28 protein-coding genes and 1 tRNA gene are annotated in these 25,930 nt (G+C 58.7%); 16 read left to right on the top strand and 13 right to left on the bottom strand.

Features of this window, described 5'->3' with window-relative positions; genetic code table 11:
• Nucleotides 1–7 precede the first annotated feature (7 nt).
• From J3R80_RS06435 to J3R80_RS06425, 3 genes are all read left to right on the top strand, one after another.
• Nucleotides 8–1,507, top strand: coding sequence for a heme biosynthesis HemY N-terminal domain-containing protein (locus J3R80_RS06435; protein ID WP_275392939.1), 1,500 nt, complete (start codon nt 8–10; stop codon nt 1,505–1,507).
• A gap of 142 nt (nt 1,508–1,649) precedes the next feature.
• A tRNA-Thr gene (locus J3R80_RS06430) sits at nt 1,650–1,725 on the top strand.
• Between the two features lie 434 nt (nt 1,726–2,159).
• Nucleotides 2,160–2,861, top strand: a complete 702-nt coding sequence (locus J3R80_RS06425) for a VPLPA-CTERM sorting domain-containing protein (RefSeq protein ID WP_275392938.1) — start codon at nt 2,160–2,162, stop codon at nt 2,859–2,861.
• A 98-nt stretch (nt 2,862–2,959) separates the two neighbouring features.
• Here J3R80_RS06425 and gyrB read toward each other — a convergent pair whose 3' ends face one another.
• The 9 genes from gyrB to mutM all read right to left on the bottom strand — a co-directional run bounded on the left by gyrB (nt 2,960) and on the right by mutM (nt 13,020).
• Nucleotides 2,960–5,377 carry a DNA topoisomerase (ATP-hydrolyzing) subunit B gene (gene gyrB, locus J3R80_RS06420; RefSeq protein WP_275392937.1) on the bottom strand — a complete coding sequence of 806 codons (2,418 nt, stop codon included), beginning with the start codon at nt 5,375–5,377 and terminating at the stop codon, nt 2,960–2,962.
• Nucleotides 5,378–5,477: 100 nt separating this feature from the next.
• Nucleotides 5,478–6,098, bottom strand: coding sequence for a LysE family translocator (locus J3R80_RS06415; RefSeq protein ID WP_275392936.1), 621 nt, complete (start codon nt 6,096–6,098; stop codon nt 5,478–5,480).
• Nucleotides 6,095–6,511, bottom strand: a complete 417-nt coding sequence (locus tag J3R80_RS06410) for a VOC family protein (protein ID WP_275392935.1) — start codon at nt 6,509–6,511, stop codon at nt 6,095–6,097. The genes J3R80_RS06415 and J3R80_RS06410 overlap by 4 nt, the downstream gene beginning before the upstream one ends.
• Nucleotides 6,508–7,614, bottom strand: a complete 1,107-nt coding sequence (recF, locus tag J3R80_RS06405) for a DNA replication/repair protein RecF (protein ID WP_275392934.1) — start codon at nt 7,612–7,614, stop codon at nt 6,508–6,510. Before recF ends, J3R80_RS06410 begins: the two co-directional genes overlap by 4 nt.
• A gap of 70 nt (nt 7,615–7,684) precedes the next feature.
• Nucleotides 7,685–8,803 carry a DNA polymerase III subunit beta gene (gene dnaN, locus J3R80_RS06400; protein WP_275392933.1) on the bottom strand — a complete coding sequence of 373 codons (1,119 nt, stop codon included), beginning with the start codon at nt 8,801–8,803 and terminating at the stop codon, nt 7,685–7,687.
• Between the two features lie 136 nt (nt 8,804–8,939).
• Nucleotides 8,940–10,310 carry a chromosomal replication initiator protein DnaA gene (dnaA, locus tag J3R80_RS06395; protein WP_275392932.1) on the bottom strand — a complete coding sequence of 457 codons (1,371 nt, stop codon included), beginning with the start codon at nt 10,308–10,310 and terminating at the stop codon, nt 8,940–8,942.
• Between the two features lie 591 nt (nt 10,311–10,901).
• Nucleotides 10,902–11,165 (bottom strand): 30S ribosomal protein S20, encoded by a 264-nt coding sequence (gene rpsT / locus J3R80_RS06390; RefSeq protein WP_275392931.1) that lies wholly within the window; start codon nt 11,163–11,165, stop codon nt 10,902–10,904.
• Between the two features lie 160 nt (nt 11,166–11,325).
• Nucleotides 11,326–12,102, bottom strand: a complete 777-nt coding sequence (locus J3R80_RS06385) for an enoyl-CoA hydratase (RefSeq protein WP_275392930.1) — start codon at nt 12,100–12,102, stop codon at nt 11,326–11,328.
• 66 nt (nt 12,103–12,168) lie between these two features.
• Complete coding sequence (gene mutM / locus J3R80_RS06380; protein ID WP_275392929.1) at nt 12,169–13,020, bottom strand: bifunctional DNA-formamidopyrimidine glycosylase/DNA-(apurinic or apyrimidinic site) lyase; 852 nt, start codon at nt 13,018–13,020, stop codon at nt 12,169–12,171.
• A 74-nt stretch (nt 13,021–13,094) separates the two neighbouring features.
• Between mutM and ubiE the strand changes: the two genes are divergently transcribed.
• Together ubiE and ubiB are read left to right on the top strand one after the other, a co-directional pair.
• Complete coding sequence (gene ubiE / locus J3R80_RS06375) at nt 13,095–13,847, top strand: bifunctional demethylmenaquinone methyltransferase/2-methoxy-6-polyprenyl-1,4-benzoquinol methylase UbiE (protein WP_275392928.1); 753 nt, start codon at nt 13,095–13,097, stop codon at nt 13,845–13,847.
• A gap of 1 nt (nt 13,848) precedes the next feature.
• On the top strand, nt 13,849–15,378 hold the full coding sequence (ubiB, locus tag J3R80_RS06370; protein WP_275392927.1) for a 2-polyprenylphenol 6-hydroxylase: 1,530 nt from the start codon (nt 13,849–13,851) through the stop codon (nt 15,376–15,378).
• Here the strand turns inward: ubiB and J3R80_RS06365 are convergent.
• The 3 genes from J3R80_RS06365 to J3R80_RS06355 all read right to left on the bottom strand — a co-directional run bounded on the left by J3R80_RS06365 (nt 15,364) and on the right by J3R80_RS06355 (nt 17,847).
• Nucleotides 15,364–16,230: a phosphotransferase gene (locus tag J3R80_RS06365; RefSeq protein ID WP_275392926.1), complete on the bottom strand. Its 867-nt coding sequence runs from the start codon at nt 16,228–16,230 to the stop codon at nt 15,364–15,366. The genes ubiB and J3R80_RS06365 overlap by 15 nt on opposite strands.
• A 66-nt stretch (nt 16,231–16,296) precedes the next feature.
• On the bottom strand, nt 16,297–16,968 hold the full coding sequence (locus tag J3R80_RS06360; protein ID WP_275392925.1) for a flagellar hook capping FlgD N-terminal domain-containing protein: 672 nt from the start codon (nt 16,966–16,968) through the stop codon (nt 16,297–16,299).
• Nucleotides 16,969–16,980: 12 nt separating this feature from the next.
• The gene (locus J3R80_RS06355; RefSeq protein ID WP_275392924.1) at nt 16,981–17,847 is read right to left on the bottom strand and encodes a flagellar hook-length control protein FliK; all 867 of its coding nucleotides are present in this window, start codon (nt 17,845–17,847) and stop codon (nt 16,981–16,983) included.
• Nucleotides 17,848–18,715: 868 nt separating this feature from the next.
• Between J3R80_RS06355 and J3R80_RS06350 the strand changes: the two genes are divergently transcribed.
• The 6 genes from J3R80_RS06350 (at nt 18,716) to J3R80_RS06325 (ending at nt 22,415) form a co-directional block, all read left to right on the top strand.
• Nucleotides 18,716–18,937 (top strand): rod-binding protein, encoded by a 222-nt coding sequence (locus tag J3R80_RS06350; protein WP_275393259.1) that lies wholly within the window; start codon nt 18,716–18,718, stop codon nt 18,935–18,937.
• A complete protein-coding gene (locus J3R80_RS06345; protein ID WP_275392923.1) occupies nt 18,924–19,277 on the top strand; it encodes a hypothetical protein in 354 nt (117 codons plus the stop codon). The genes J3R80_RS06350 and J3R80_RS06345 overlap by 14 nt, the downstream gene beginning before the upstream one ends.
• 208 nt (nt 19,278–19,485) lie before the next feature.
• A complete protein-coding gene (locus J3R80_RS06340) occupies nt 19,486–20,778 on the top strand; it encodes a flagellin (protein ID WP_275392922.1) in 1,293 nt (430 codons plus the stop codon).
• A 73-nt stretch (nt 20,779–20,851) separates the two neighbouring features.
• Entirely contained in the window at nt 20,852–21,223 is a 372-nt protein-coding gene (gene flaF, locus J3R80_RS06335) for a flagellar biosynthesis regulator FlaF (protein WP_275392921.1), read from the top strand.
• The gene (gene flbT, locus J3R80_RS06330) at nt 21,220–21,624 is read left to right on the top strand and encodes a flagellar biosynthesis repressor FlbT (RefSeq protein ID WP_275392920.1); all 405 of its coding nucleotides are present in this window, start codon (nt 21,220–21,222) and stop codon (nt 21,622–21,624) included. Before flaF ends, flbT begins: the two co-directional genes overlap by 4 nt.
• A complete protein-coding gene (locus J3R80_RS06325; RefSeq protein WP_275392919.1) occupies nt 21,621–22,415 on the top strand; it encodes a DUF1217 domain-containing protein in 795 nt (264 codons plus the stop codon). Before flbT ends, J3R80_RS06325 begins: the two co-directional genes overlap by 4 nt.
• Nucleotides 22,416–22,437: 22 nt before the next feature.
• On the opposite strand, the gene J3R80_RS06320 is transcribed toward J3R80_RS06325, so the two are convergent.
• The gene (locus J3R80_RS06320; protein WP_275393258.1) at nt 22,438–23,745 is read right to left on the bottom strand and encodes a FliI/YscN family ATPase; all 1,308 of its coding nucleotides are present in this window, start codon (nt 23,743–23,745) and stop codon (nt 22,438–22,440) included.
• Nucleotides 23,746–23,839: 94 nt separating this feature from the next.
• On the opposite strand from J3R80_RS06320, the gene J3R80_RS06315 reads away from it, so the two are divergent.
• The 5 genes from J3R80_RS06315 to J3R80_RS06295 are packed head-to-tail and all read left to right on the top strand — an operon-like array spanning nt 23,840 to nt 25,926.
• Entirely contained in the window at nt 23,840–24,229 is a 390-nt protein-coding gene (locus J3R80_RS06315) for a FlgB family protein (RefSeq protein ID WP_275392918.1), read from the top strand.
• Between the two features lie 11 nt (nt 24,230–24,240).
• On the top strand, nt 24,241–24,633 hold the full coding sequence (gene flgC / locus J3R80_RS06310; protein ID WP_275392917.1) for a flagellar basal body rod protein FlgC: 393 nt from the start codon (nt 24,241–24,243) through the stop codon (nt 24,631–24,633).
• Nucleotides 24,634–24,644: 11 nt separating this feature from the next.
• Nucleotides 24,645–24,935, top strand: coding sequence for a flagellar hook-basal body complex protein FliE (gene fliE / locus J3R80_RS06305; RefSeq protein ID WP_275392916.1), 291 nt, complete (start codon nt 24,645–24,647; stop codon nt 24,933–24,935).
• Nucleotides 24,935–25,204 carry a flagellar biosynthetic protein FliQ gene (locus J3R80_RS06300; RefSeq protein ID WP_275392915.1) on the top strand — a complete coding sequence of 90 codons (270 nt, stop codon included), beginning with the start codon at nt 24,935–24,937 and terminating at the stop codon, nt 25,202–25,204. Before fliE ends, J3R80_RS06300 begins: the two co-directional genes overlap by 1 nt.
• Before the next feature lie 2 nt (nt 25,205–25,206).
• Nucleotides 25,207–25,926, top strand: coding sequence for a flagellar hook-basal body complex protein (locus J3R80_RS06295; protein ID WP_275392914.1), 720 nt, complete (start codon nt 25,207–25,209; stop codon nt 25,924–25,926).
• The last annotated feature ends 4 nt before the right edge of the window (nt 25,927–25,930 follow it).

Below are 25,930 nucleotides of genomic sequence, written 5' to 3'. Positions count from 1 at the left end.
CGCGCCGATGCTTTGGTCTCTTTTCAAGATTATCCTTTTCGTGACTGCCATCGCCTTGCTGACACTGGGGGCTGGGTTCCTGATGGAAACCGAAGGCGGCATTCGTATTGCCGTTGGTTCAACAGAGTTTAACCTTGAGCCGCTTCAGGCTGTGATCGCCGGGGTTCTTCTGGTGGTGGCCATCTGGCTTGCAATCATTGTGCTTGGTCTGGTCGTGGCGTTTATCCGGTTCGTAAACGGCGACGAAACCGCAATTTCACGCTATTTTGACCGGTCGCGTGAACGCAAAGGATACGAGGCTTTGGCAGAAGGTATGATCGCGCTGGCGTCTGGCGAAGGCAGCACCGCCATGTCGAAGGCCAGCCGTGCCGAGAAATATCTGAACCGTCCTGAACTGACCAACCTTCTGACGGCGCAGGCCGCCGAGATGACGGGCGACAAGCGGAAGGCGGGGGAAGTGTATCGCCGTTTGTTGAAAGATGAGCGAACCCAGTTTGTCGGTGTGCGCGGCATCATGAAGCAGAAGCTGACCGAGGGGGACACCGAGACCGCGATGAAGTTGGCGCAAAAGGCGTTCGCTCTGAAGCCTCGCCATACGGAAACGCAGGATGTTTTGCTTGGCCTGCAGGCCCGCCACAATGACTGGTCGGGTGCGCGCAAGACGCTGGGCGCCAAGTTGAAATACGGCGACCTGCCGCGCGATGTGCACAAACGTCGCGATGCGGTCTTGGCGTTGTCCGAAGCCAAGGGGGTTCTGAACGAAGGCAATGACATCAAGGCGCGCGAAGCCGCGATCGAAGCCAATCGTCTGTCGCCCGATCTGGTGCCTGCCGCCGTCATGGCAGCCCGCACCTATATTGAAACGGGGAAGCCACGCTATGCCACGCGGGTTCTGGTCAAGGCCTGGACGGCCCAACCACATCCGGATATTGCCGCCGCCTTTGCCGAGATCGTGCCGGACGAAACACCCGCTGAACGGCTGGTGCGGTTCCGTGCGCTGACCAAGCATCGTGATGGCGACCCCGAGACGCGAATGCTGCTGACCGAGCTGAACATCGCGTCCGAGGACTACGCAGCAGCCCGTGCGGCGCTGGGCGATCTGCCGGATGTCCTGCCCAGCCAGCGTGCCCTGACGCTTCTGGCGGCGATCGAACGCGGTGAAGGGGCCGATGATCAGACGGTGCGCGCGCTGTTGGCCCGTGCTGTTACAGCGCCGCGTGGTCCGCAATGGGTGTGCGAGAACTGCAATCATGTCCATGCGGCGTGGACCCCGATCTGTGATGGCTGTGAAGGCTTCGACACACTGGCTTGGAAACCCGCGCCGGAAACCGATCACGCAATGCAGGGCGGTGCCGAGATGCTGCCGATGATCGTCGGGGCCGATGAGGACGTTGATGACTCAGCCGAGCTTCTGGACCCGGATGACGGATCCGAAGATGCGGTTTTAGAGGCCGAAGTGCTTGAACCTGAAACGGCATCGGCAAGCGATACGCCAAAACCCCAGTGATCGTCGCTGTTGGATGATTGATGGTGTCGCATAAATCTGTTGCGACCCGTCTCGATTGCGTGAAATTCGCTTGCACAGCGCCTAACCCGCGTCTAAAACCCCGATCGCTGCTGCGTCGTATCGGCCCGGCAGCCATCTGTGGGCCGCTGTAGCTCAGCTGGTAGAGCACGTCATTCGTAATGATGGGGTCGGGGGTTCGAGTCCCTTCAGCGGCACCACCGGAATAGCCCAGACATCCTTAGCCCAGCTTTCAAGACATGAGCCGTTGCGCGAAGCCGTAGCAGCATGTTGCGTGTCGACGGGTGCCTGACGTCGCCGGACAGGACCAGTTGCCATTCCGAGTGGCATCTGCGGCTAGGATGCAGCGTGTAACGTGGTCTCAATACCCGTCACGGGCGTATCGCGAACCGATTCGTCAACCACCTTCCAGACGCCCGACTCACCCGCCGAGACTCATGATATGAGCAGATCATTCTCGCCAAACTAGAACGGTTGTTCTTCTGATTCGAAATGTGGCTACTTTAGGGCGAAATTGTGCGAAAAGCGTGGACTACCCTGTTTGATCGGTGCGATATACGGACAGTTTAGAGTTTCGTGGAGTTTGATTATGTTTAATAGAATTAAAGCATTAATACCAATTGTTGCCTTGGGAATGGCTGTTTCGCCGGTCATGGGCAACGCAGCGACAGTAATTAATTTCGAGTCTGGATATTTGGACAATCAGGTTTTGGGTGACGGCGAAGCATTGCTTGACTCCAATGGTGTCGCGTCCAACGTTCAAATCTCAACCGCTTCCAACAACACGATGTCGGTAGAAGCAAGTGGCGGTGCTGATGGCCAGCGCCAAGGGTTTATGAATGACCCGATGGGGGCCTATGATGCTGAATCTGCCTCTGCGACCAGCTCGTTGGGCGGCTTCTTTCTAAGATCGACGACCGCGCTCTCGGGCAATCTGGGGCAGGTCAACCCGGTCTTTTCGTTGACGTTCCTTGGTGGAGCGTCAAGCGTCACCGCCGAGATCTGGGACATTGACGGAAACAGGTCGCAAGGGTCCGAAGGTTGGGAAGTGGTCGCAACGCATAGGGATGGGCTCACGTCCAGCATCCTGAGCCCGACATTCATGAACACAAGCGACGCAAGGTCGCTGAATGGTCAGGCTTGGTCATTTTCCTTTGACGCTGCCGAAAACAGCATCATGTCGATGGATTTCGTGTTCACCGGTACCAAGACGCGGGGTATCGGTGTTGCCTTTGACAACCTCACTGTTGCACCCGTGCCGGTGCCCGCGGCTGGTCTGATGTTGATCGCAGGCCTGGGCGCACTTGGTGCGCTTGGCCGCCGCCGGAAAGCTTAGCTTCCCGACACAACACAAATTAAGAAGGGGCTGACATAAGTCAGCCCCTTCTTTGTGACTGTCGGGCAATGCCACGCGCAGCTCAAAACCCTGGAAGATCAGAAATCCAGATTTTCGACCGACAGGGCGTTTTGCTGGATGAATTCGCGGCGTGGTTCCACGACATCGCCCATCAGTTTGGTGAACAGATCGTCGGCATCCGCCAGATCTTCCACCTTCACTTGAAGCAGTGTGCGGGCTTCGGGATCCAGTGTGGTTTCCCACAGTTGGTCCGGGTTCATCTCGCCCAACCCTTTGTATCGCTGCAGCGTCAAACCTTTCTCGCCTTCCGCCAGAATGGCCTGCAACAGGTCGATCGGCCCCTGCACAAGAACCTCGCGGTCCTTGCGAATAAGGTTAGAGCTGTTGCGATAAACATCGCGTGTCTCTTTCGAGACTTCGGACAGGCGGCGTGCCTCGCCCGAACGAAGAACAGCACCGTCCAAAGTGCGGATCTCTTCGACCCCGCGCAGGATACGTGCCAGACGAATGCCGTGGTCTTGGGTGATCCGACCCTGCCAACCGCGTTCATACTCCACAGCCACCTTGTCCAGTCGTGCCGCCACGCTTTCAGCCACGGCTTGCAGGTCGGCATCGGCGCGACCGGGGTCGAACCCGCCGGCAAGGGCGGCCTGTTCCAGAATGTTGCGCGGATAATGGGTGGGGAAGGCGTCCAGAATGCGGCGGAAGCTGCGTGCGGCTTCGACCACGCGGGTCAGATCGGCACCGGCGATTTCTTCGCCGTTCGCAAGCCGCAGGACTGTCCCGTCGATGCCTTGCGTGATCAGGTAATCTTCCAGTTCGACCTGGTCTTTCACATAGACCTCGGACTTGCCGCGGCTGACCTTATAGAGCGGCGGCTGCGCGATATAGAGGTATCCGCCTTCGATCAGCTCTGGCATCTGACGGAAGAAGAAGGTCAGAAGCAGGGTGCGGATATGCGCGCCGTCCACGTCCGCATCGGTCATGATGATGATCTTGTGATAGCGCAGTTTCGAGATGTCGAATTCATCGCGCCCGATGCCAGTGCCCAAAGCGGTGATGATGGTGCCGATTTCCTGGCTGGACAGCATCCGGTCAAACCGCGCGCGTTCGACGTTCAGGATCTTGCCGCGCAAGGGCAAAACAGCCTGATTGTGGCGGGATCGACCCTGTTTTGCCGATCCACCGGCGGAATCCCCCTCGACCATGAACAACTCGCGTTTCGCCGGATCACGCTCCTGACAATCGGCCAGTTTGCCGGGCAGCGAGGCCACGTCGAGCGAGGATTTCTTGCGCGTCATTTCGCGCGCCTTGCGGGCGGCTTCGCGGGCCAGTGCGGCTTCGATGATCTTGCCGACGATCATCTTGGCGATGTTCGGGTTTTCGTCGAACCACTCCTGCAACTTCTCGTTCATCAGCCCTTCGACCGCGGGCCGCACTTCGGAACTGACCAGCTTGTCCTTGGTCTGGGACGAAAACTTGGGATCGGGCACTTTGACTGACAGCACGCAGGTCAGACCTTCGCGTGCGTCGTCACCGGTGAAGTTGACCTTTTCCTTCTTCGCCAGCCCCGTCGAATTGGCATAGAGGTTCAGGGTCCGCGTCAGCGCACCGCGAAAGCCTGCAAGGTGCGTGCCGCCATCGCGTTGGGGGATGTTGTTGGTGAAGGGCAGGACGTTTTCGTGATAGCCGTCATTCCACCACATCGCGACCTCGACCCCGATGCCGTCTTTTTCGCCGGTGACGAAGATCGGCTCGTCCATCAGCGGTGTTTTTGACCGGTCGAGGTATTTGACGAACTCCTTCACGCCGCCGTCATAATGCAGTTCGGTGCGCAGTTTCTCGGCGGGGCGTTCGTCTTCGATGATGATCTTTACGCCCGAGTTCAGGAAGCTCAACTCGCGCAGGCGGTTTTCCAGCGTCTTGAACTGGTAATCAAGGTTCGAGAACGTATCGGTCGACGCCAGGAACCGAACCTCGGTGCCGGTGCGATCGCCGCAATCACCGACCACCTTCAGGTGTTCGACGGTTTCGCCGCGTTCAAAGCGGGCCACGTGCTCTTTGCCACCACGCCAGATGCGCAGCTCAAGCCAGTCGGACAGCGCGTTCACCACGGACACCCCAACGCCGTGCAAGCCCCCTGATACCTTGTAGGAGTTCGAGTCGAACTTACCGCCAGCGTGAAGCTGGGTCATGATAACCTCGGCGGCGGATACGCCTTCTTCCTGGTGGATGTCGGTGGGAATACCCCGTCCGTTATCGGACACCGAGACCGAGTTGTCCGCATGAATTGTGACATTCACGGCGTCCGCGTGACCGGCCAGGGCTTCGTCAATGCCGTTGTCCACGACCTCGTACACCATGTGGTGCAGGCCCGACCCGTCATCGGTGTCGCCGATATACATGCCCGGACGCTTGCGAACCGCCTCTAAGCCTTTGAGAACTTTAATGGATTCGGCGCCGTACTCGGCACCGTTCTGCGCGTCATCAGCCATGAGGGCCTTCCTGTTATTTGTTCCGGAAAATATAGTGATTTTCAGGGGTGTTGTCACCTAGCCGACACAAGATTTGGTGTCAAACATACCGGTTTTCCGCTCACGTAAACGGGATGACGATTCCGACCAGAATCAGCATGCTGCCCGCCGCCATATTCATGCGGCGCAGGCTTGTCGGGGATGACAGCAATTTGCGGGCGCGGTCGATGAAAAATGCCATGGCGAGGTTGCCGGTGAGCGGCACGATAAACGATGCGGTGCCAATCGCGACAATGTCCGTCGTGGTCAGACGGGACAGATCAAAAAATCCGGGCAGGACACCCATGTAGAACAGAATGGCCTTCGGGTTGGCCAGGATCACGATCAGCCCCGCGACAAAGCCCGCCCAGATGCCCGGGCGCGTCAGCTTGCGATCCTTGGTGATCTTGTGATCGGCCGAGCGGATGATCGTGACGCCAAGCCAGATAAAGAACAGCGCCGCCACGATCTTCAGGACCAGCATCGCACCACCAAAGCTGGAGGCCACCCAACCCATGCCAAGCGCCGCCAGAACCGACCAGAAGATGTCCCCTATGGCGACGCCCATCGCCAGGGGCCAGGCCTGCGCAAACCCGCCAGCCATGACGCGCGCCACCAGTGCCACCCAGACCGGGCCGGGGGTCAGGAACAGGATGTATAGGCCGACGATGTAAAAGCCGAGCTCGGCCAGCGTTATGGTCATTTCAGATGGCCGTCCTCATCCAATTCCCAAAACGGGTTCATGGCGTATTCCCACAGATGTCCATCGGGATCGGCGATGTAACCGGAATAGCCGCCCCAGTTGGTTCTGGTGGGCTGCGTGACGACCGTCGCCCCTGCACCGACCGCTTTGGCAAAGGCGGCGTCGACCTCGGCTTCGCTGGTGAAATTCTGCGCCAGTGTCATCGCCCCGGTCTTCAGATCTTCTTTCGGGCGTCCGGTTTCATTTGCCAGCCCGTCGAGCGTGAAAAACCCCAACTTCATGCCGTTCATGTCGAAGAACGCAACCTCGGGCAGGATCTCTGACGGCTCCCATCCGATGGCCTGATAGAATGCGCAGGCCCGCTCGATGCTGTCCACGCCTAGGGTGATCAGGGTCACGCGGTTGGTTTTCATATCGTCACCTCATCAATGCGCGAGCTGCCGTCGGCTTCGCTGACTTCAAAATGGCTGGCGCGGTGGCCGAGTTCTGCAAATAATTCGGGGCCTGTGCCCGTCATGAAAGCCTGTGCCCCCAGCGCGCAAACCTCGTCATAAAGCGCGGCGCGGCGGCCTGCGTCAAGATGTGCCGCGACTTCGTCCAGCAGCAGGATGGGTGGTGCGCCAAAATCCCGCGCCAGCGCGCGGCTGTTGGCGAGGATCAATGACACCAAGAGCGCTTTCTGCTCGCCGGTTGAACAATCCCGCGCGGCGACACCTTTCGCGGAATATATGGCGGCCAGATCCGTACGATGCGGGCCGATCAGGGTGCGCCCAGCCAGCAGATCACGGGGGCGGCTGTCGGAAAACGCTCGCGCGAGATCGGTCTCTGTGTCCGGCAGTTCGGCCTCATCGGGCTGGATTAGAGACAATTCTGCAGCGGGAAAGGCGGTTTCGGCTTCGGCCTGCGCCGTGATCAACAGCGATAAAGCCTCACGTCGGTTCATGACGATTTCAGCGGCGGCACGCGCCATCTGCGCTTCCAGCGCATCGTACCAATGGCCGTCACGCTGTCCGTCTTTCAGAAGGCGGTTCCGCTCGCGCATCGCCTTCTCATAGGTCAGAACAGAGACTGCGTGTTGCGGCTCAAAGCTCATGGTCATCCGGTCCAGAAACCGCCTGCGCCCATCGGCACCTTCGACCCAGAGCCGATCCATCACCGGAACCAGCCAAACCATGCGGGCAATCCGACCCAGAGCGACCTGGGGGGCGGATTTGTCGTCAATGCGCACCTGCCGCGCGCCGCCCTGTTCGACCCATGTTTCGACTTCGTGCATCTGGTGCAGGCTTTGCAGCGTGGCGGTGACCTTCCATCCGACGCCTTCGGGGCGTCGGATCATCTCGTCCGCCGTCGCGCGCCGCAGTCCGCGCCCCGGTGACAGCATAGATATCGCTTCAAGGATGTTGGTCTTGCCGGCCCCGTTACGGCCGTGGATCGCGACAGGGCGACCGTCAAGCGTCAGTCGTGCAATCCGGTGGCTTCGAAAATGGCTGAGTGTCAGCTCCCGCAAGGCCAGCATCACTTGCCCCGCCCTAATGTCTTACCGGACAAAGCCCCGGTCGGGGCATGGGATCGTGATCTGATTCCGGTCACACCCGCATCGGCATGACGACATAGACCGCGCTGGTGTCATTGCCTTCCCGCATCAAGGTCGGGTCGCCGGACGAGTTAAACATGAACACAGCGTTTTCGCGGTCCACCTGGCTGGCGATCTCAAGCAAGTATTTGGCGTTGAACCCGATTTCCAGCCGCTCGTCCCCATAGGCAACGGCCAGCTCTTCTTCCGCGGCGCCGGCGTCCGGTGCGTTCACGGACAGGATCAGGCGATCCTCGTCCAGTTGCAGCTTTACCGCGCGCGAACGTTCGCTGGACACGGTTGCGACGCGGTCGACGGCCTGAGCAAACTCGGTCGCGTCGACCTCAAGCTTGCGGGTGTTGCCCGTGGGGATGACGCGGGTGTAGTCGGGGAAGGTGCCGTCAATCACCTTCGACGTCAGTGTGATCGCAGGCGTTGCAAAGCGGATCTTGGTTTCCGACACCGACACGGCGATGGTCGCATCGTCATCATCCAGCAGCTTACGCATCTCGCCCACGGTCTTGCGCGGCACGATGACGCCGGGCATCCCCTCGGCGCCTGCGGGCAGGTCGGCGTCGATGCGGGCAAGACGATGCCCGTCGGTGGCCACGCAACGCAGCACCTTGCCACCCTCGGCATCCGTGACATGCATATAGACACCGTTCAGATAATACCGCGTCTCTTCGGTCGAGATCGCAAATTTCGACTTGTCGAACAGTCGGCGCAGAACCGGTGCGGGGGCCGAAAAATTAGCCGTATACTCTGACGACGCCATCACCGGGAAGTCTTCTTTCGGCAGCGTCGCCAGCGAGAAGTTCGAACGCCCAGCTTCGACCGTCAAGCGACCCGTTGCGCCATCATCGGTCAGTTGCACCAAGGCGCCATCCGGCAGCTTGCGCACAATCTCGTGCAGTGTCACGGCGGAAACGGTGGTGGCCCCGGCGCGTTCGACCATGGCATCGGTCTTGTCGACCACTTCGATGTCCAGATCGGTGGCGCGGAACGACACGCTGTTGCCTTCGGCTTCGATCAGCACATTGGCAAGGATTGGGATGGTGTTCCGGCGTTCAACAACAGATTGCGCCTGTGACACGGCCTTAAGCAGCGCGCCGCGTTCGATACTGATCTTCATGTCCCACTCCTGACAGATACCGGGGCGGGGAACATATCACGTTCGCCGCCCGGCTCAATTTGTTATTGGGAATGTCTGATTCTTTCGCGGGCGGGTCAAGGGGATAGGCCCCAAAACCCGCCGTTGTGGTGCCAATTCAGGCCTCAAGCGCACGGCGCAGAAGTTCAAGATCTTCGGCGATCTGGTCGTCGGCGCTTTTTAGTTCGTCAATTCGCTTCACCCCATGCATGACGGTGGTGTGGTCGCGTCCGCCGAACCGGCGGCCGATTTCCGGCAATGACCGCGATGTCATATGCTTGGCCAGATACATGGCAATCTGACGCGGACGGGCGATGGTGCGCACGCGTTTGGGGCCGATCAGGTCAGACAGCCGGATGTTGTAATGTTCGCTGACCTTGCGCTGGATTTCTTCCACCGTCACCTTGCGATCCGACGCGCGAAGGATGTCGCCCAGGCAATCCTGTGCCAGCTCCAACGTCACTTCGCGTCCGACAAGCGAGGCGAAGGCGAACAGACGCATCAACGCGCCTTCCAGAACCCGCACATTGGTTGAAATGCGGTGGGCGATGAATTCCAGCACCCCATCTGCGATCACCAACCCATTATACTGTTCGCGATACGCGTTGAGCTTGTTCTGAAGCACACCAAGCCGCAACTCATAGTCGGTCGGGTGCAGGTCCACTACAAGGCCGCATTGCAGTCGGCTTTTGATACGGTCTTCCAGGTCCTTGATCTCGCCGGGTGCGCGGTCGCCGGAAATGATAATCTGCTTGTTCTGGTCCACCAACGCGTTGAATGTGTGGAAGAATTCCTCTTGCGTGCTGTCTTTGCCCGCGATGAATTGCACGTCATCCACCATCAGAACATCGACCGAGCGGAACAGCTGTTTGAAATCCATCATCTGCTTTTCGCGCAAAGCCTGCACGAAGCGATACATGAATTGCTCGGCGGAAAGATAGACCACACGAAGGTCCGGGTTGCGGGTCGTCATCTCGTGCGCGATGGCGTGCATCAGGTGGGTCTTGCCCAATCCGACACCGCCATACAGGAACAGAGGGTTGAATGTGACGGGGCCACCTTCGGCAACACGACGGGCGGCCGCGTGGGCCAGTTCGTTGGGCTTGCCCACCACGAAATTGTCAAAGGTAAACCGATCATAAAGCGGCGCGCCGGGCAGGTCGCCCTGATCTGTTTTGGTAGACTTCGCGTGATCTGATGCCGAGTCGGAGCCGTCTACCGTCGAAGCCGGTTTTGCCGTGGCTGTCCGTGATGGAACCTCGAAATCCAGTCGCGAGACCTTCAGGCCTTCCCCCACCATCTGATGCAGAATTTTGTCGCCGAAGTTACGATCTACCCAATTGCCCATAAAATTGGTTGGCACCAGAAACGTGGCCACGCCGTTCTTCAGATCAGCAAATTCCAGCGGTTCAATCCAATTGGTATAGTTGTTCTGCCCGACTGCCTTCTGCAGCTTGTTTCGAACAAGACCCCATTCTTCGTTCGTCATGTCACCTCGACCCGGTTTCTTAAACAGGCTGTTCATTGGCAGCCTTTGTTACCCAACTTTCGACCCTTTAAGCGCGCAAACGCTTAACAATTCACAGCAACTGTGTACGCCGCTTCACCAAGGTGCCCGGAACCGCAGAATGCACACTGCGTCAGACCAGAGTCGTTTGCAGAGGCACCCTTTCGGGCAGGGAGACATAACAATAGGATTAGGCGCCGGGCCAAAAATGGTCCGACAAACACTGATTGACGCTTGCACTCATCCCGACCCCCAAGTCGGAAACAAAAACTTGCGTCGATTGCACCGGACAGACTCCGATTCAATCTTCAGGTCAAATTTTAACCTAATTTTTCAAGGGCTTACCCTTGATTGTATCATAGTCCCAAGTCGGCGATGTGAATCGCTGAAGGCAAACTAGCAACCCGCCGATGGATCACGCAATAGAAACTCGTGCTTGACTCATCCTTTCCGAAAACGAATCCCAAGCCGCTTGCACTAATGCAATTTTTGCCGCCGAAAACGAGAACGGAGCGTGCCTTTGAGGACACGCTCCGTCTGTTTTTCAAAACCGGTCTTCTGACCAGAATCGGATCAGCCCAGGGCTTTGACCCGTGCGGCCAGGCGAGACACTTTCCGGGCTGCGGTGTTCTTGTGATAAACGCCTTTGGTCACGCCGCGCATCAATTCGGGTTGTGCGGCTTTCAGAGCTGCCGACGCAGCTTCTTTGTCGCCGGATTCGATTGCTTCTTCGACTTTGCGCAGGAAGGTGCGGATGCGCGAACGGCGGGCTTTGTTTACAGCGAAACGGGCTTCGCTCTGGCGAGCGCGTTTTTTGGACTGGGGCGAATTTGCCATGTGTCTGTTCCCTTCATCGGGTGTGGTTTACGTTTCAATAGCTGCGCGCCAGCACCCGACCGGGTTCAGAACCGGTGATTCTGGCCAAAGCGGGCCTCACGCGCATGTATGACGGCACCCTTTACGGAAAAACCTCCGCAAAGGGAACCCATAAAAAGTGTTACCTGTCGCGGAACTGCGGTTCGCGCTTCTCGGTAAAGGCCGCCATGCCTTCTTTCTGGTCCTCGGTCGCAAAGAGCGAATGGAACAGGCGGCGTTCAAACAGGATGCCTTCGGTCAGCGGCAGTTGCTCGGCACGGTTCACCGATTCCTTGATCGCCATAACCGTGATCATCGACTTTTCAGAGATCTTGGCCGCCGCGGCCATGGCTTCGTCCATCAGCTTCTTGGCGGGTACGACGCGGCTGACCAGCCCCGAACGCTCTGCCTCTTCCGCGTCCATGAAACGGCCGGTCAGGTTCATGTCCATGGACTTGGCGCGACCGACCAGCTTGGTCAGGCGCTGGCTACCGCCCATGCCAGCCATCACACCAAGGTTCACCTCGGGTTGGCCAAACTTGGCAGTGTCGGCCGCAATGATAAAATCACACATCATGGCCAGCTCGCAGCCACCGCCCAGCGCATAGCCGGATACGGCTGCAATGATCGGCTTGCGAATGCGCATGATCGCGTCTTCTTCTGGTGTAAACAGGTCACCGGCAAAGACATCGACGAAGCTTTTCTCGGCCATCATCTTGATGTCTGCCCCGGCGGCGAAGGCTTTTTCGGATCCGGTGATCACGATGCATCGTGCCTTGTCATTCTTCTGAGCGTCCGCCAAGGCGTCACCAAGTTCGCCCAGCAGGTCAAGATTCAGCGCGTTCAGTGCATCGGGTCGGTTGAGCTTGATCAGACAGATGTGATCTTCGATCTCAACGATAATATTTTTATAGGCCATGGTTCCCCTGCCATTGTCCGTGGTGGTCGAAGCGGAGTCGTAAGGGTGCCCGCCCCAGTGATCAAGTTATCTTTGGCATTGCGCACAATAGAATGTTGAACGCCCGGATTGCGTGATTCGCCGTATTTTTCCAGCACAACCCTGCGTCACGCATGGTTGGCCCTCGCGTCCATAAACCCGGAAATTGTGTTGGAAATAGCCCAGTTCGCCGTCTGCCTGCCGGTAATCGTTCAACGACGACCCGCCACTTTCAATCGCCTCACCAAGCACATCGCGGATGACCGGAACGAGCCGGGAAATCCGGGCAGAAGACAGCCGTGACGCTTTGCGCGCCGGGTGTATGCCCGCCCGAAACAACACTTCGCAGACGTATATATTGCCAAGCCCGGCGATGATTCCCTGATCCAGAAGTGCGGTTTTGATGGGGGAGTTCCTGTGCTTGAGGGCGTCAACCAGATAGCGTTCATCAAACGCATTGCCCAACGGTTCTGGACCCAACACACGGATGAGCTTGTGGCCCTCAAGCCCGGATGTTTCGCACAGGTCCATCGCGCCAAAGCGTCGTGGGTCGTTGAAGGTCACTCGCGCGCCATTACCCATGTCCAGCACAACGTGATCGTGTTTTTCGGGCGCTGGATGGTCGTGATGAAACTTACCCAGCGGGTGGCCCGAGATCAGCAGCCGCCCCGACATACCCAGATGGGTGATCAAGGTCTCGCCCGTATCCAGATCGGCCAGCAGGTATTTCGACCGACGTCCCAAACGCTGCACACGCGCCCCGGTTAGACGATCCGCCATCCGGTCGGGAAAGGGCCAACGCAACCCCTCACGGCGGATATCGGCCCGAACAATCTGCGCGCCTTCCATCACGGGGGACAGGCCGCGACGAACCGTCTCGACCTCTGGTAATTCGGGCATATCGGGCGCCTCTCCATTGTGCGTGGGTATTCGTCGGGATATGAGGGATCAATCTTAAGGAATGGGCAAGCCCGATGAGCACATCCAAGACAAAAACAACCCATTTCGGGTTCAAGACCGTGGCCGAGGATGACAAGGCCGGGATGGTCCATGGCGTTTTCACCAATGTCGCGTCGAAATATGACATTATGAATGATGTCATGTCGGTCGGCATTCACCGGGTCTGGAAGGACGCGATGATGGATTGGCTGGCCCCCCGGAATGGTCAGCGGCTTCTGGACGTCGCAGGTGGCACCGGCGACATCTCATTCCGCTTTCTGGACCGCGCGCCGGAAGGATCGGCGGTTGTTCTGGACATGACCGAGTCAATGCTGGTCGAAGGTCGCAAACGTGCCGATGCCGCCAACAAGGCAGATCGGCTGGATTGGGTCGTTGGCGACGCGATGGCCCTGCCGTTCGAAGACAACAGCTTTGACCGCTACACGATCAGTTTCGGCATTCGCAACGTGACGCGGATCGCTGATGCCTTGTCCGAGGCTTATCGCGTGCTGAAACCCGGCGGTCGACTGATGGTGCTGGAGTTCAGCCAGCTTCCCAATGACGGGATGCAGAAGCTCTATGACCTTTATTCCTTCAACGTCATTCCCCGCATGGGCAAAGTGATCGCGAATGACGCCGACAGCTACCAATACCTGGTCGAGAGCATCCGCAAGTTCCCTGATCAAGAGACGTTCGCGCAAATGATCCGGCAAGCCGGGTTCGAGAATGTGAAATACCGCAACCTGTCGATGGGCATCGCCGCGCTGCATTCGGGGTGGAAAATCTAGGATGCGCGGACCTCACAACATCTGGCGGTTGATCCGCACTGGTGCGACCTTTCAGCGGACGGGCGCGATGGGGGTCGTGCTGGACGCCATGAACGCGCCGCCGATGATCCGCATGGCTGCCCGGATCGTGGGCTTTCCGTTCGCGTGGCTGGGTAAAAAGGGCGACACATCCTTGCCGCCTTTGACCCGCGCAATCACCGCGCTTGGCCCCGCCTATATCAAGTTCGGCCAGATCCTGTCGACGCGCCCGGATGTGGTCGGCGCCGAGCTTTCCGATCAGTTGCAGTATCTTCAAGACAAGCTGCCCCCGTTCCCGTCTGCCGTGGCCCGGCAGATGATCGAGAAGGAACTGGGCATCAAGATCGACGATGTGTTTTCCGAATTTTCAGAACCTGTCGCCGCCGCGTCAATTGCGCAGGTGCACCGGGCCCGCATCGCTGCCACGGGGGAAGAGGTCGCGGTCAAGGTTCTGCGCCCACATATCGAACGCGCCTTCCGCACCGATATTGACGCTTTCCATTTCTCGGCCGCCGTGATCGAGTTCCTGTTGCCCTCGACCCGCCGACTGCGCCCCGCCGACGTCGTCGAACATTTCGAGGGCGTGGTGATGGGCGAACTGGACCTGCGGCTGGAAAGCGCCTCGGCCAGCGAGTTTGCTGAAAACACCGCCCATGATGCCGGGTTTGTCGTGCCCAAGGTCAACTGGGGCCTGTCCGCACGAACCGTCATGACTTTGGGGTGGGGCGAGGGGATACCCGCAAACGACCTGCCGGCGATCCGTGCCTCGGGGCTGGATATGGATGCGCTGGGCGAACGCGTGCTGCAATTGTTCCTGTCCCACGCGTTGCGCGATGGGCTTTTCCACGGCGACATGCATCAGGGCAACCTGAAATTTGCGGCAAACGGCGACATCATCGCCATTGATTTTGGCATCATGGGGCGGATCGACGAATACACCCGCCGTGTCTATGCCGAGATCCTGTATGGTTTCATCAACCGTGACTATCGCCGGGTGGCCGAGGTGCATTTCGAGGCCGGTTATGTGCCTGCCGACCGCAATGTCGAAGAGTTTGCCCGCGCCCTGCGCGCCGTGGGTGAACCGATCTTCGGTATGGATGCCACGCAGATTTCGATGGGGCGGCTTCTGTCCTACCTGTTTGAAGTGACCGAGAAATTCGGGATGGAAACCCGCACCGAGCTGATCCTGCTGCAACGCACGATGGTTGTCGTCGAAGGGGTGGCCCGGTCGTTGAACCCGAATATCAATATCTGGCAGGTCGCAAAGCCGGTGGTGGAAAGCTATATCGCCAACTCGATTGGCCCCAAGGCATTGTTGAGCGATCTGGCCCATACCGTGCGGGTTCTGGCCCGGTTTGGACCGCGTCTTCCAGAGCTGGCCGAAGCGGCCCTGATCCGACAATCGACGCCACCGCCGGAAACCGACAAGGCGCGTCCGGTCCGGGCGATGGGATACGTGACACTTGGGGGCGGATTGGCCCTTGTTGCCGTGTGGGTTTCAAGCCTGCTCTAGCGCGTCCAGCTCAAGTGTGGCGACGCGGGCATAATCCCGATCACCCCGCGTGCTTTTCCAAAGGCAATACGTCGCCATGCGCCAGTGATACAGCGGGGCGAGGGCGCGATAGCGTGCGACAGTCTGGGAGTCGCCGCTCTCCACTTGGTATGCCGACAGAAAAAGGTCGATTTCGGTGCTGCTTAGGGCGCGGTGGCCATAGAGCACCTGCATGGCCGGAGATAGAAAAATCGCGATATCGGCACTGGGGTCGCCAATGGAGGGGCATTGCCAATCGATCAGCTGCAACCCATCCGAAGTGTCCAGCAGATTTCCGGGAACGATGTCGCCATGCAGAAACGCACGGCGCGCATCAGGCAGGCTTTGGGGAAGGGTCGGCGGTAAGATCAGGCCCGAAGGCGCCATGTTATGACCATCGGCGATCAAGGAATTTGGTGTGACGGTCTGTTCCGGCAATCCCTCGGGCAAGCCGCGCGCGTGAAGCCGTGCCATCACCCGCGCAACAGTCACCACATCGCCACCCCATGGCAGGCCGTCAATGTGTCGATAGATTACGGTTTCGCCAAAGGTGCTGTCCTGAAAGGCCACCAGCTCTGGTGCAATGTATGACCCGGCAAGGGCGCGCAACGCCAGCGCCTCGCGGGTGCCATCGTTGGCGAAAAGCGGTGTCGCGGTGTTCGGACGAAACAGTTTACACACCAGGGACGACCCGTCAGGCATATCGACACGCCAGATCAAATTGGTGCGCCCGCCCGTCAGCAAAGACCAATCCGCGCTGTCAGGGATCACGGATGCATCTGACCAGATACGCCTCAGATGATCCCGTTTTGACCGTGTCAGATTCTCGTCCATTCCAGCGCCACCTGTTTACACCGAAGACAAGTTAGGGCGGCGGGGGATCAAGGGCAACCGTATCAATCAGGGTTCGCGTATCGCCGACACCGAATCCGCCTGCACCCTTTGCCCGGATTCAAGGATCAGCCAAAGTTTGCCATCGGCATTCTGGCTTTCGGTGATCTTGCTAAACGCCTGCACCGGTTCGGTGGAAAGGTGAACACCGTTACCAGAGCTGACCAGATCAAACGAATAGACGCCGCGCGGGAAGGGATTGCCTGATTGGTCCACGCCCGCCCATTGAATGGGATCGGTCGAGGTGGGGATAATTTTGTTTTCGACAATATCACCCGCTGCGTTCTTGACGACCAGTCTGGTTTCATCGGCACCGATTGCCGGCTGTGGCACCAGAGTGACCGGTGTTTGGTCGAACAGAACCGGGGCGGCAACGCGTGCTTCCATCCCGACCCAGCCGGCAATATCGGACAGCCCCATCAGGCCGAGCTTCGTACCGAGACCGTCCAGCAAATCATTTGTCCGCACCTGTTGTTCGACACCCGAGAAGGTGGCCAGCTGCACAGCGTAGTCGGATGATTCAATAGGGTTGAGGGGATCCTGGTTTTCCATCTGCGCGGTCAGCATCTTCAGAAAAGTCTCGAAATCGGACGAGATTACGGCGTCGCCGTTCTTCGTCCCTTCGGAATATTGGGCGGGGCCAGCCGTCAACGCGGCGGGCATGGTCGGAGAGACGTCCATCGGTTGTCCTTTCTATATCCTAATGTCGATGCCCGTGGTGTTACCCACCTGGATCTGAACCACGTCCTGTCCCAGATGGGGGTCCGAGGTGTCGGCGCGGGGGTTTTGCTGTTGCGGGGCGGGCAGGGACTGTCCGTTCGAAGCGGCGTCTTGCTGCTGCTGTTGGAACGAGAAGCTGACCTCGTCATAGCCCAGCTCGTGCATATCCTGCGCCAATTGCTCGATGTGACGGCGCATCAGGTCCAGCGTCTCGGGACGCTCGACCTGAACGAACACATTCAGCGAAGCCGCCTCGGTCTGAAAACTCATCCGCACGCGGCCAAGCTCTTCGGGGTTTAGGGTCAGTTCGACCGGTTTGTCAGGGTTTGATCGCACCACATCAGCCAGTTGCGCGGCGATCAGACGTGGCAATTCGGGCGGTGCACGAACGGTCGGAGCTGACTGGCCCACATCGCGAAAATGGGGCGCGGTCATTTCTGGCAGAGGTTCATCTGACGCCACAAACGTCTCGGCAGTTGTGAACGTGTCATCCACAGGATGCACTGCCGCTATGGTTGGATTTGGAGACCCAACCGAAGCTGGTGTCGCAGTTAACGACAGCATCGGTGTCGATTGCGGATGCGAGGTTTTGGCTCCGCCATTTGTCGATCCATCCAGTGACCGTTGCTCTGATCCTGTTGGCTGCGCCGGATCATCCAACACTTGTGCGTGAGGGGCCGACCTCAAACGGCCGTCCATGGTTACGTTTGGTGTCGCTGTGACCGCCTTTGGTTCGGGCAATCCAGTGGAAGCATGGACCAACGGTGTCGGCGCAGGATCGCGAATTTCTGGATTGGCAGTGACGGGGGGTGTCAGCGTCGTTTGAGCGGCCGGAGTCATAAAAGAAGGCTTGTTTTCAATTGGATGCGGAGGTTGGGGCGGAGGTGAAGAGGGGGTGCCCATAGGTGCAGACGAACGATCCGTGACCGGCGCCGTATGGCTTAATTGTTGAATGTCCCTTGGTTGGGATGTCACCTGTAGAGGGTCAGTTGTCAGTGTTGGAGTGGGAGATTGCATCGTTGACAAGCTGCCCAGCTCCACCAACGAGGTCATCGTTCCCGGCGGCGGTCGATGCATTGCACCGGTATTCAGCGCCACGCCCTCGACAGATCCTGAAGTCTCGTGTGTAACCTGCTTGTTGACTTCGCCCGACTCCGAAGTCGTGCCGGTTGGATCGGAATAGGATGCAGCAAGCGTTGGAAGGTCGGGCGTCGGCAGGCCAGTACCTTCCTGCCCTTCTGGCGCTTCGATCTTGAGGTCGTTGGTTTCTGTCTGAATCCTGATTTCCGGGTCTTCTTGTCGCCTTGGTGTATCTACATGCGCGCGAATGGAAACAGCCGGGGGCGACGCGGAAGAGTCTGTTTCCGCCCACGATACCGACATGTCGCCACCCAGAGAGAAGGACACGCTTGTGTGCATATCCATACCCGGCGTCGCCGGCCGTTTCGCCAGTTTGGGCGTTTGCCGAAGATCGCTGTCGACGGGACCATTTGTCGAAATGGTAGGGATGATCTGCATGTCATGATCCGGGTGTTCTGACTCCGATGCGATGATCATGGCAGCCGCAAGTTACCAGTTCTTTACCGCTTGCTGCGATAACCAGGAAAATTGTCATCAAAAGGAGAGGAACATGGATTCAGTTGGACCCACCCAGTTGGCGGGCGCACCGTTACGTGCTGAGTCCACCGGGCGGAATGATGCCCGCCTGATGGATGTCGCACGCAAGCTGGAAGCCAGTTTTCTGTCTGAGATGCTGAAATCCGCAGGAGTCGGCAAAACCCCGGACGGTTTCGGAGGTGGTGCGGGCGAAGATCAGTTCGCGTCGTTCCTGCGCCAGGCGCAAGCCGAGGAAATGGTGAAGTCGGGCGGAATTGGATTGGCTCAATCCCTGTTCGAGGCACTGAAGGAGCGAGATCATGGCGGACACTAATCCTTTGAAAGCAATCCGCGCTATCGAAGATCTGCTGAAGCGAGAGCGGGCCGCGATTCTTGCGGGTGATATCGACAAACTGGCCGTGTTCGCCCCTGAGAAAGAGCATCTGCTGAGCCGTTTGAGAACACCGGAAGAACCGCCGCTGGCGCTTGAAAAACTGCGTCAGCAGGCCGATCAGAATCAACAGTTGCTGGCGGCGTCTGCCAAGGGAATTCGGGCCGCCAGGCAGCGGCTGGAAGCATTGATATCAGGTCAATCAGAACTGCGCACCTATACGCCGGAAGGGCGGGCGCGGGATCTGTCGAAACGGGGGTCACGGCTTGAACGAAAAGCCTGACCAGAAAAGAATTGTCTCAAATTGAAGGCAAGCGGGCCGGTTGGATTCAGACTTCCTTTAGATCATCCGGGCCATTTTCGATCTGCATCCCAAGGGGTGGCGCGTGCCGTGCAGATGGCAACGCAAAGGTCAGAAAGACTTGCCGATCCGCCTTTGGTGGCGGTTACGAAATCTGGCGCAAAGCGCCAATGACTAAAGGAAATATCGAATGTCCAGTATTCTGACCAATAACAGTGCGATGGTCGCACTTCAGACACTGAAATCAATCAACTCGAATCTTGCCAGCACGCAGGCGGAAATCTCGACCGGCAAGGCCATCGGGTCCGCCAAGGACAATGCGGCTGTCTGGGCGATCTCTAAGGTGATGGAGGCTGATGTCAAAGGTTTCAAGGGTATTTCAGACAGCCTGTCGCTTGGTGAAAGCACGGTAGCGGTCGCGCGGCAGGCGTCGGAGACGGTGACCGACCTGCTAACGGAAATCAAATCCAAGATCGTGGCCGCACAGGAAGACAATGTTGATCGCGGCAAGATCCAAACTGACATCGTTGCGCTGCGCAACCAGATCACATCCGTTGTTGGTGCAGCGCAGTTCAATGGTCTGAATCTTGTCGATGGTTCGCAGACCGGGACCAATGCCAATGGCAATACCGGCGTCGATGTCTTGTCGTCGCTCGACCGCAAGGCCGACGGGTCGATTGTCACAAGTTCGATCGGCGTAGATGCACAAAACCTGTCGCTGACAGCTGGCACGGCGCTGGCCGCCGGGGCCGCTTCGGTTGGTACTGACACGGGCACTGCCGGTGTGATCGACGCCAATGATGGCGGCACCAACGATTCGATCACGCTGGATACGTTTGCGTTCCTTGATGCCTCTGGCGGTGCGACGGCCACTGCGGCGGTGATGCCGGATGCGGCTGGTGTGGACACAACGGTAAACACCGGTCTGGTCGTTGGCGATCAGCTGTCGCTGACCATCGGAACCGTGCAGGGGAACTATGTCATCAAAGAAGGTGACACGGCGGAATCCGTTGTTGCAGGCATGAAGAACGCGATGGTCGCACAGGGGCTTGATGGGAACAGCTTCAGCATGGACATCGACACCAATGCGGCGCAGCTGGTGATCACGAACGAAACCAATGCTGATGCTGCCTTCTCGTTCAGCGCATCGCGCGGTTCGGGTGGCCTTTCAGGATTGGCGACAATGGATGTGTCGACCGGTGGCGGCGCCGACGCAGCCCTTGGTGCGATTGAGAACATGATCCAGACGTCGATTGACGCCTCTGCCGCCTTTGGGTCGGTCGAAGGTCGGATCGAAATTCAATCCAACTTCGTGGGCAAGCTGTCGGATTCGCTGAAAGCCGGCATCGGTGCGATGGTTGATGCTGACATGGAAGCCGCTTCGGCACGGCTGCAGGCGCTTCAGGTTCAGCAACAGCTTGGCACGCAGGCGTTGTCGATTGCCAACCAGGCGCCGCAGAACATCCTGTCTCTGTTCCGCTAATCTGGCACGAGGGCGCCAAAACGGCGTCCTCACCCATCCATCGTAAGTTCCCCGTCACTGGAAGGAAATCCCCGTGAACGCAGTTACCTTGGCCAAAAAGGCCTATAGCACATCCTCCCGCGCACCTTTGCGGACATCCCGCGGAACCGAATATGACGCTTTCGCGAAGGTCACACATCAGCTGGACCGGGCGCAGACCACCGGGTTCGCCGATCTGGCCGCCGCCCTTCACGAAAACCGCCGTCTGTGGACTTTGCTTGCCGCCGATGTCGCCGATGATGGCAATGCACTGCCCAATGAATTGCGAGCGCGCATTTTTTTCCTGTCTGAATTTACGGCGGATCACAGCCGAAAAGTCCTGTCCGAGGGCGAGGATGTTTCCGTCCTTGTCGATATCAACACAGCCATAATGCGGGGATTGCGCCAGACCGGAGGCGCATCGTGAGTGGCCTTGTTCTGAAACTCAGTCCGAAAGAGCGTGTTTTGATCAATGGCGCGGTGATCGAGAATGGTGATCGCCGGTCACGCCTGTCCATCGTGACACCTGATGCCAACATCCTGCGTCTGCGGGACGCGATTCACCCCCAAGAGGCCAATACGCCGGTTCGCAGGGTATGTTACATTGCGCAGCTCGTTCTGTCGGGGGATGTCGCCAAGGAGGATGCGCGCCTGCAACTTTTGCGCGGGATCGAACAGTTGAGCCAAGTGTTGACAGACGTGGATAGCCGCGACCTTCTATCCTTGGCCACCTCAGCCGTGCTTGAAGATCAGCACTACCTTGCGCTGAAGCAACTAAGGGCATTGTTGCCGCGCGAGGAACGTCTGCTTGGCGCGCGCCTTTCATGAGCTATCGGCCCGTTATTCCCATGGGCGGCGCGGCGGGCTGGGCTTTCCTTCAACGCACACAGGCTGCCCAACAGGCCGCATTTAACGCCTCGCCCGAAATTCAGCGGGACACAGGGTATTTCGAAAAGAAGATCGACTCGGTCCAGACCAGCGATGATCTGATCGGGGATCGCCGCCTATTGCGCGTCGCTTTGGGTGCCTATGGGTTGGGTGACGATATCAACAGCACGTATTTCGTGAAGAAGGTGTTGGATGACGGAACGCTGGACGCGGGCGATCTGGCCAATAAGCTGTCCGACAAACGATATCTGGAATTTGCCAAGGATTTCGGATTTGGCGACTATGACATCCCGCGCACGCAGATCTCGGATTTCGGGTTCAGGATCGCCGATGCCTATCGGCAGAAGCAGTTTGAAATCGCAGTGGGTGAGCAAGATGCCAACATGCGGCTGGCGATGACACTGGATCATCAACTGTCTGATATTGTGGGTGGATCCGGTTCGGATGATACGAAATGGTTCAAGATTATGGGCAACCCCCCGCTGCGCGAAGTGTTTCAAACGGCCTTTGGCTTGCCCAGCACCTTCGGGGCCCTCGATATCGACCAACAGCTTGAAACCTTTCGCGACAAAGCCGATCAGTATTTGGGCGGCAGAATGGTCGATCAGTTTGCGGATCAGGATAAAGTGGATGAACTGAACCGGCTGTTCCTCGTGCGATCACAAATCGCTTCGGGCACGGCGTCAATGTCCAGCGGCGCGATTGCGCTCAGCCTGTTGCAGGCAGGTTAGCGTTTCGCGCGGATTTGGCCAGTTAGTGCGCCATACAAGCTGCAAGGCGCTGGAAACTGGCGGCGCTGTCTTTTACTTCAGCCTGGGTCAGAAAGGCATCAAGGTCGGGCCAAGCCGCGATCGCTTGATCCAGGGCGGGGTCAGACCCGGCTGTGTAGAGGCCGGACTGGATCATCATTTCCGACTTGCTGTAGTGTCCAAGCAGTTTGCGCCCCTGCGAGATCAAGGCGTTTTCTTCATCCGTCGCGGCCTCGGGCAGCGCCCGCGATACCGAGCGCAGCAAATCGATTGCAGGAAAACGGCCCCGTTCGGCAATGTTGCGATCCAGCACAACATGCCCGTCCAGCACACCGCGCAGAATGTCGGCAACCGGCTCCTCCATATCCGACCCGGCCACAAGAACGGAAAAAACGGCCGTGATGTCGCCGGCCGTGCCGGCGCCCGGTCCTGCCCGCTCGCACAGCGTTGTGATTTGCTGAGCGGTCGATGGGGGGAAGCCCCGCAGATTTCCGCCTTCGCCTGCCGCAAGTGCAATTTCGCGATGCGCTTCGGCGTAGCGGGTGATGCTGTCAGCCAGAAGCAAGACATGCAGACCTTGATCACGGAAGTGTTCGGCGACAGTCATCGCAGCCCACCCGCAACGACGCCGAACCATGGGCGACTGATCTGACGTGGCTGCGACCACGACTGCACGCTTCATTCCTTCGGCGCCCAATACACGATCGACAAACTCCTTCACTTCGCGCCCGCGTTCACCAATCAGCGCGATCACAACAACATCGGCCTGCACACCACGCGCAAGCTTTGCCAGCAACGTGGACTTTCCGACACCTGACCCGGCGAACAAGCCGATCCGCTGCCCACGGACGATGGGCAGGAAAGTGTTGAAGGCCGCCAGTCCGGTTTCCAACCGTCCACCCAAAGCGCGCCGCTCGGTCGGGTTTGCGGGCTGTCCGCGTAGCGGTGCGGCTTGGGTGCCCCGCAGAATCGGCCGCCCATCCATGGCCTGCCCCATCGGATCGATGACCCGTCCGATCCAGCTATCTTCGGGTGCGATCTCGGCACGTCCTTGTAGAATGACCTGATCGCCGATTTGCAGCCCCTCGACATCTCCGTCCGGTAGGATCGTCACGGTATCGGCGCTTAGATTCAGGATCTCACCCATGCGCGGGCGCCCGGCTCTGGGGCGAATATCGACAAGGTCGGCTTGTGCCGCGACCGATGATAAACCGCGCACCCGCACAGTTCCCCGGCCAATCTCAACGATACGCCCGACATCGCAGACGGTGCGAACAGACAAGACTTCGGCGGCCAATTGTTCAAATCCGATCTGGGTCACGCTGTATCTCCAATCAATTGCTGAAACTGTTTTTAAAGGAATCAGGGTTAAGCCTTGGTTGAAGCCAATCGAGGGAGAAGCCCCGATGTTTGAAAAAATGGATATCCTGACCAAAGCCGTGGGGCTGGCACAACACGCTGCCGCCCGGCAATCTGTCATCGCGCAGAACGTCGCGAATGCTGATACACCCGGTTATCGCGCAAAGGACATCGCGTCATTTGCGGACACATTTCGTGACGACAATCGCGTGGCGATGCAAGCCACGCGTGCCAGCCACCTGAACGGATCAGCAGGGCAGACAGCTCCGGATCAGCAGACAGTTCATCGTGCAGGGGCGATGTCGCCCAACGGCAACTCGGTCGCGTTAGAGACCGAGATGATGGCGGCCGCCGAAGCAAAGCGTGACCATGATCTTGCTTTGACCGTCTATAAAACCTCGCTGGGCATCATGCGCACAGCGCTGGGCCGCAGGTGAGGTGACGCAACATGAATGATCTGAAATCTTCAGTCGCCGCCGCCGCATCCGGTATGCAAAGCCAGGCCAACCGCCTGCGTCATGTGTCGGAGAACATCGCCAATGCTGATACGCCCGGATACCGCCGCAAGCTGGCCAGTTTCGAAGCGGTGATGGACGGTGGGCAGTCCACCGGTGCGGTGCGGTCGGGGCGTGTGACGCTGGATCAAACCGCTTTGCCCGCAATCTATGACCCTGCTCACCCAATGGCGGACGAAACGGGTCACTATCAAGGATCAAATGTTGATCTGGTGATCGAGATCGCGGACGCCCGCGAAGCACAACGCAGTTACGAAGCCAACCTAAAGATGTTCGATCAGGCCCGGCAGATGTCGCGCGGCCTGCTTGACCTTCTTCGCCGATAGGAATTTGCGCCATGGATATCAGATCAACCCTTGCCGCCCAGCAATACGCCGCGTCCCGTCAGGCCGCGACGCCAGCGCCGCAAAATGAACAAAGCGCGAACCCATTCTCGACCGTCGCCACCAGCTTTGCCGAAACCGTCCAGCAAGGCGAGAAGACCGCGATGGCCGCCTTGTCGGGCAATGCCGACCCGCACGCGCTTGTGCAGGCCTTGGCGCAGACCGAACTGGCCGTCGAAACCGCTGTAACGGTGCGGGACAAGGTCGTCGAAGCCTATCAGGAAATTCTGAGGATGCCGATCTGATGATGGAGGAAATGGTCTTCTACGACACATTGCGGGCGGGTCTCTGGATCGCGGTGATGATCTCGCTGCCGATCCTGACCGTGGCGCTGCTGTCAGGTCTGATCGTCGGCCTGTTTCAGGCGCTGACGTCGATCCAGGAAATGACACTGACCTTTGTTCCGAAACTGATCGCGATCCTTGTCGTGTTCTGGGCCAGCATGGGGTTCATGACTGAAACCCTTGTCGGATTTTTTCAGTTGCGGGTGATCCCGCTGATCGCAGGGGGATAGGCATGGACAATATCGGATATACCTCGCTGACCCGCCAATCCGGTTTGATGCGTGAAATGCAAAGTGTTGCGAACAACATCGCCAACGCTTCAACGACAGGGTTTCGACGCGAAGGTGTGGTGTTCTCGGAATATGTCCACCCGCTGGCACCGGGTGATCCGTCGCTGTCCATGGCCACAGCCAATGCCCGCGCGATTGATTTGCAACAGGGCGCGCTGACCCAGACCGGTGGCACATTTGATTTTGCAATCGAGGGCGCGGGTTTCTTTCTGCTCGACGGACCCGAAGGGCAGTTTTTGACGCGCGCGGGGTCTTTCACCCCATCGGCGGAAGGTGAGTTATCCACGCCCGATGGGCATCGCCTGCTGGACGGGGGCGGGGCGCCGGTCTTTGTCCCACCAGACGCGCAGGCGGTGTCGGTGGCCGCCGACGGCACATTGTCGATTGATGGCCGGGCCGTGGCGCAGATCGGGCTGTATGCCCCCGCTGACCCGAACGACCTTCTGCACCGCGATGGTGTCCGGTTTGAGGCACCGGGCGGGACCGAACCTGTATTGGAGGGCGCTGCCATTTTGCAAGGTTACGTGGAGGGGTCGAATGTCGATCCGATCTCCGAGGTGGCCCGGATGATCGAGGTCCAGCGCAGCTATGAGCTGGGGCAGAAGTTTCTTGAAAAAGAGGATGAGCGCATTCGCTCTGTCCTGAAAACGGTCGCCGGATAAGGGG

The organism is Aliiroseovarius sp. Z3, assembly GCF_029105185.1.
GTDB lineage: Bacteria > Pseudomonadota > Alphaproteobacteria > Rhodobacterales > Rhodobacteraceae > Aliiroseovarius.
Note: the sequence above shows the minus strand (reverse complement) of the source record. Positions and strands in the feature narration are given on the sequence as shown.

What these genes read in the sequence shown, in the direction of transcription:
- J3R80_RS06435 (WP_275392939.1), top strand. Translation starts at nt 8, where the DNA reads ATGCTTTGGTCTCTTTTCAAGATTATCCTTTTCGTGACTGCCATCGCC.
- J3R80_RS06425 (WP_275392938.1), top strand. Translation starts at nt 2,160, where the DNA reads ATGGCTGTTTCGCCGGTCATGGGCAACGCAGCGACAGTAATTAATTTC.
- gyrB (WP_275392937.1), bottom strand. Translation starts at nt 5,377, where the DNA reads ATGGCTGATGACGCGCAGAACGGTGCCGAGTACGGCGCCGAATCCATT.
- J3R80_RS06415 (WP_275392936.1), bottom strand. Translation starts at nt 6,098, where the DNA reads ATGACCATAACGCTGGCCGAGCTCGGCTTTTACATCGTCGGCCTATAC.
- J3R80_RS06410 (WP_275392935.1), bottom strand. Translation starts at nt 6,511, where the DNA reads ATGAAAACCAACCGCGTGACCCTGATCACCCTAGGCGTGGACAGCATC.
- recF (WP_275392934.1), bottom strand. Translation starts at nt 7,614, where the DNA reads ATGCTGGCCTTGCGGGAGCTGACACTCAGCCATTTTCGAAGCCACCGG.
- dnaN (WP_275392933.1), bottom strand. Translation starts at nt 8,803, where the DNA reads ATGAAGATCAGTATCGAACGCGGCGCGCTGCTTAAGGCCGTGTCACAG.
- dnaA (WP_275392932.1), bottom strand. Translation starts at nt 10,310, where the DNA reads ATGACGAACGAAGAATGGGGTCTTGTTCGAAACAAGCTGCAGAAGGCA.
- rpsT (WP_275392931.1), bottom strand. Translation starts at nt 11,165, where the DNA reads ATGGCAAATTCGCCCCAGTCCAAAAAACGCGCTCGCCAGAGCGAAGCC.
- J3R80_RS06385 (WP_275392930.1), bottom strand. Translation starts at nt 12,102, where the DNA reads ATGGCCTATAAAAATATTATCGTTGAGATCGAAGATCACATCTGTCTG.
- mutM (WP_275392929.1), bottom strand. Translation starts at nt 13,020, where the DNA reads ATGCCCGAATTACCAGAGGTCGAGACGGTTCGTCGCGGCCTGTCCCCC.
- ubiE (WP_275392928.1), top strand. Translation starts at nt 13,095, where the DNA reads ATGAGCACATCCAAGACAAAAACAACCCATTTCGGGTTCAAGACCGTG.
- ubiB (WP_275392927.1), top strand. Translation starts at nt 13,849, where the DNA reads ATGCGCGGACCTCACAACATCTGGCGGTTGATCCGCACTGGTGCGACC.
- J3R80_RS06365 (WP_275392926.1), bottom strand. Translation starts at nt 16,230, where the DNA reads ATGGACGAGAATCTGACACGGTCAAAACGGGATCATCTGAGGCGTATC.
- J3R80_RS06360 (WP_275392925.1), bottom strand. Translation starts at nt 16,968, where the DNA reads ATGGACGTCTCTCCGACCATGCCCGCCGCGTTGACGGCTGGCCCCGCC.
- J3R80_RS06355 (WP_275392924.1), bottom strand. Translation starts at nt 17,847, where the DNA reads ATGACTCCGGCCGCTCAAACGACGCTGACACCCCCCGTCACTGCCAAT.
- J3R80_RS06350 (WP_275393259.1), top strand. Translation starts at nt 18,716, where the DNA reads ATGGATGTCGCACGCAAGCTGGAAGCCAGTTTTCTGTCTGAGATGCTG.
- J3R80_RS06345 (WP_275392923.1), top strand. Translation starts at nt 18,924, where the DNA reads ATGGCGGACACTAATCCTTTGAAAGCAATCCGCGCTATCGAAGATCTG.
- J3R80_RS06340 (WP_275392922.1), top strand. Translation starts at nt 19,486, where the DNA reads ATGTCCAGTATTCTGACCAATAACAGTGCGATGGTCGCACTTCAGACA.
- J3R80_RS06325 (WP_275392919.1), top strand. Translation starts at nt 21,621, where the DNA reads ATGAGCTATCGGCCCGTTATTCCCATGGGCGGCGCGGCGGGCTGGGCT.
- J3R80_RS06315 (WP_275392918.1), top strand. Translation starts at nt 23,840, where the DNA reads ATGTTTGAAAAAATGGATATCCTGACCAAAGCCGTGGGGCTGGCACAA.
- flgC (WP_275392917.1), top strand. Translation starts at nt 24,241, where the DNA reads ATGAATGATCTGAAATCTTCAGTCGCCGCCGCCGCATCCGGTATGCAA.
- fliE (WP_275392916.1), top strand. Translation starts at nt 24,645, where the DNA reads ATGGATATCAGATCAACCCTTGCCGCCCAGCAATACGCCGCGTCCCGT.
- J3R80_RS06300 (WP_275392915.1), top strand. Translation starts at nt 24,935, where the DNA reads ATGATGGAGGAAATGGTCTTCTACGACACATTGCGGGCGGGTCTCTGG.
- J3R80_RS06295 (WP_275392914.1), top strand. Translation starts at nt 25,207, where the DNA reads ATGGACAATATCGGATATACCTCGCTGACCCGCCAATCCGGTTTGATG.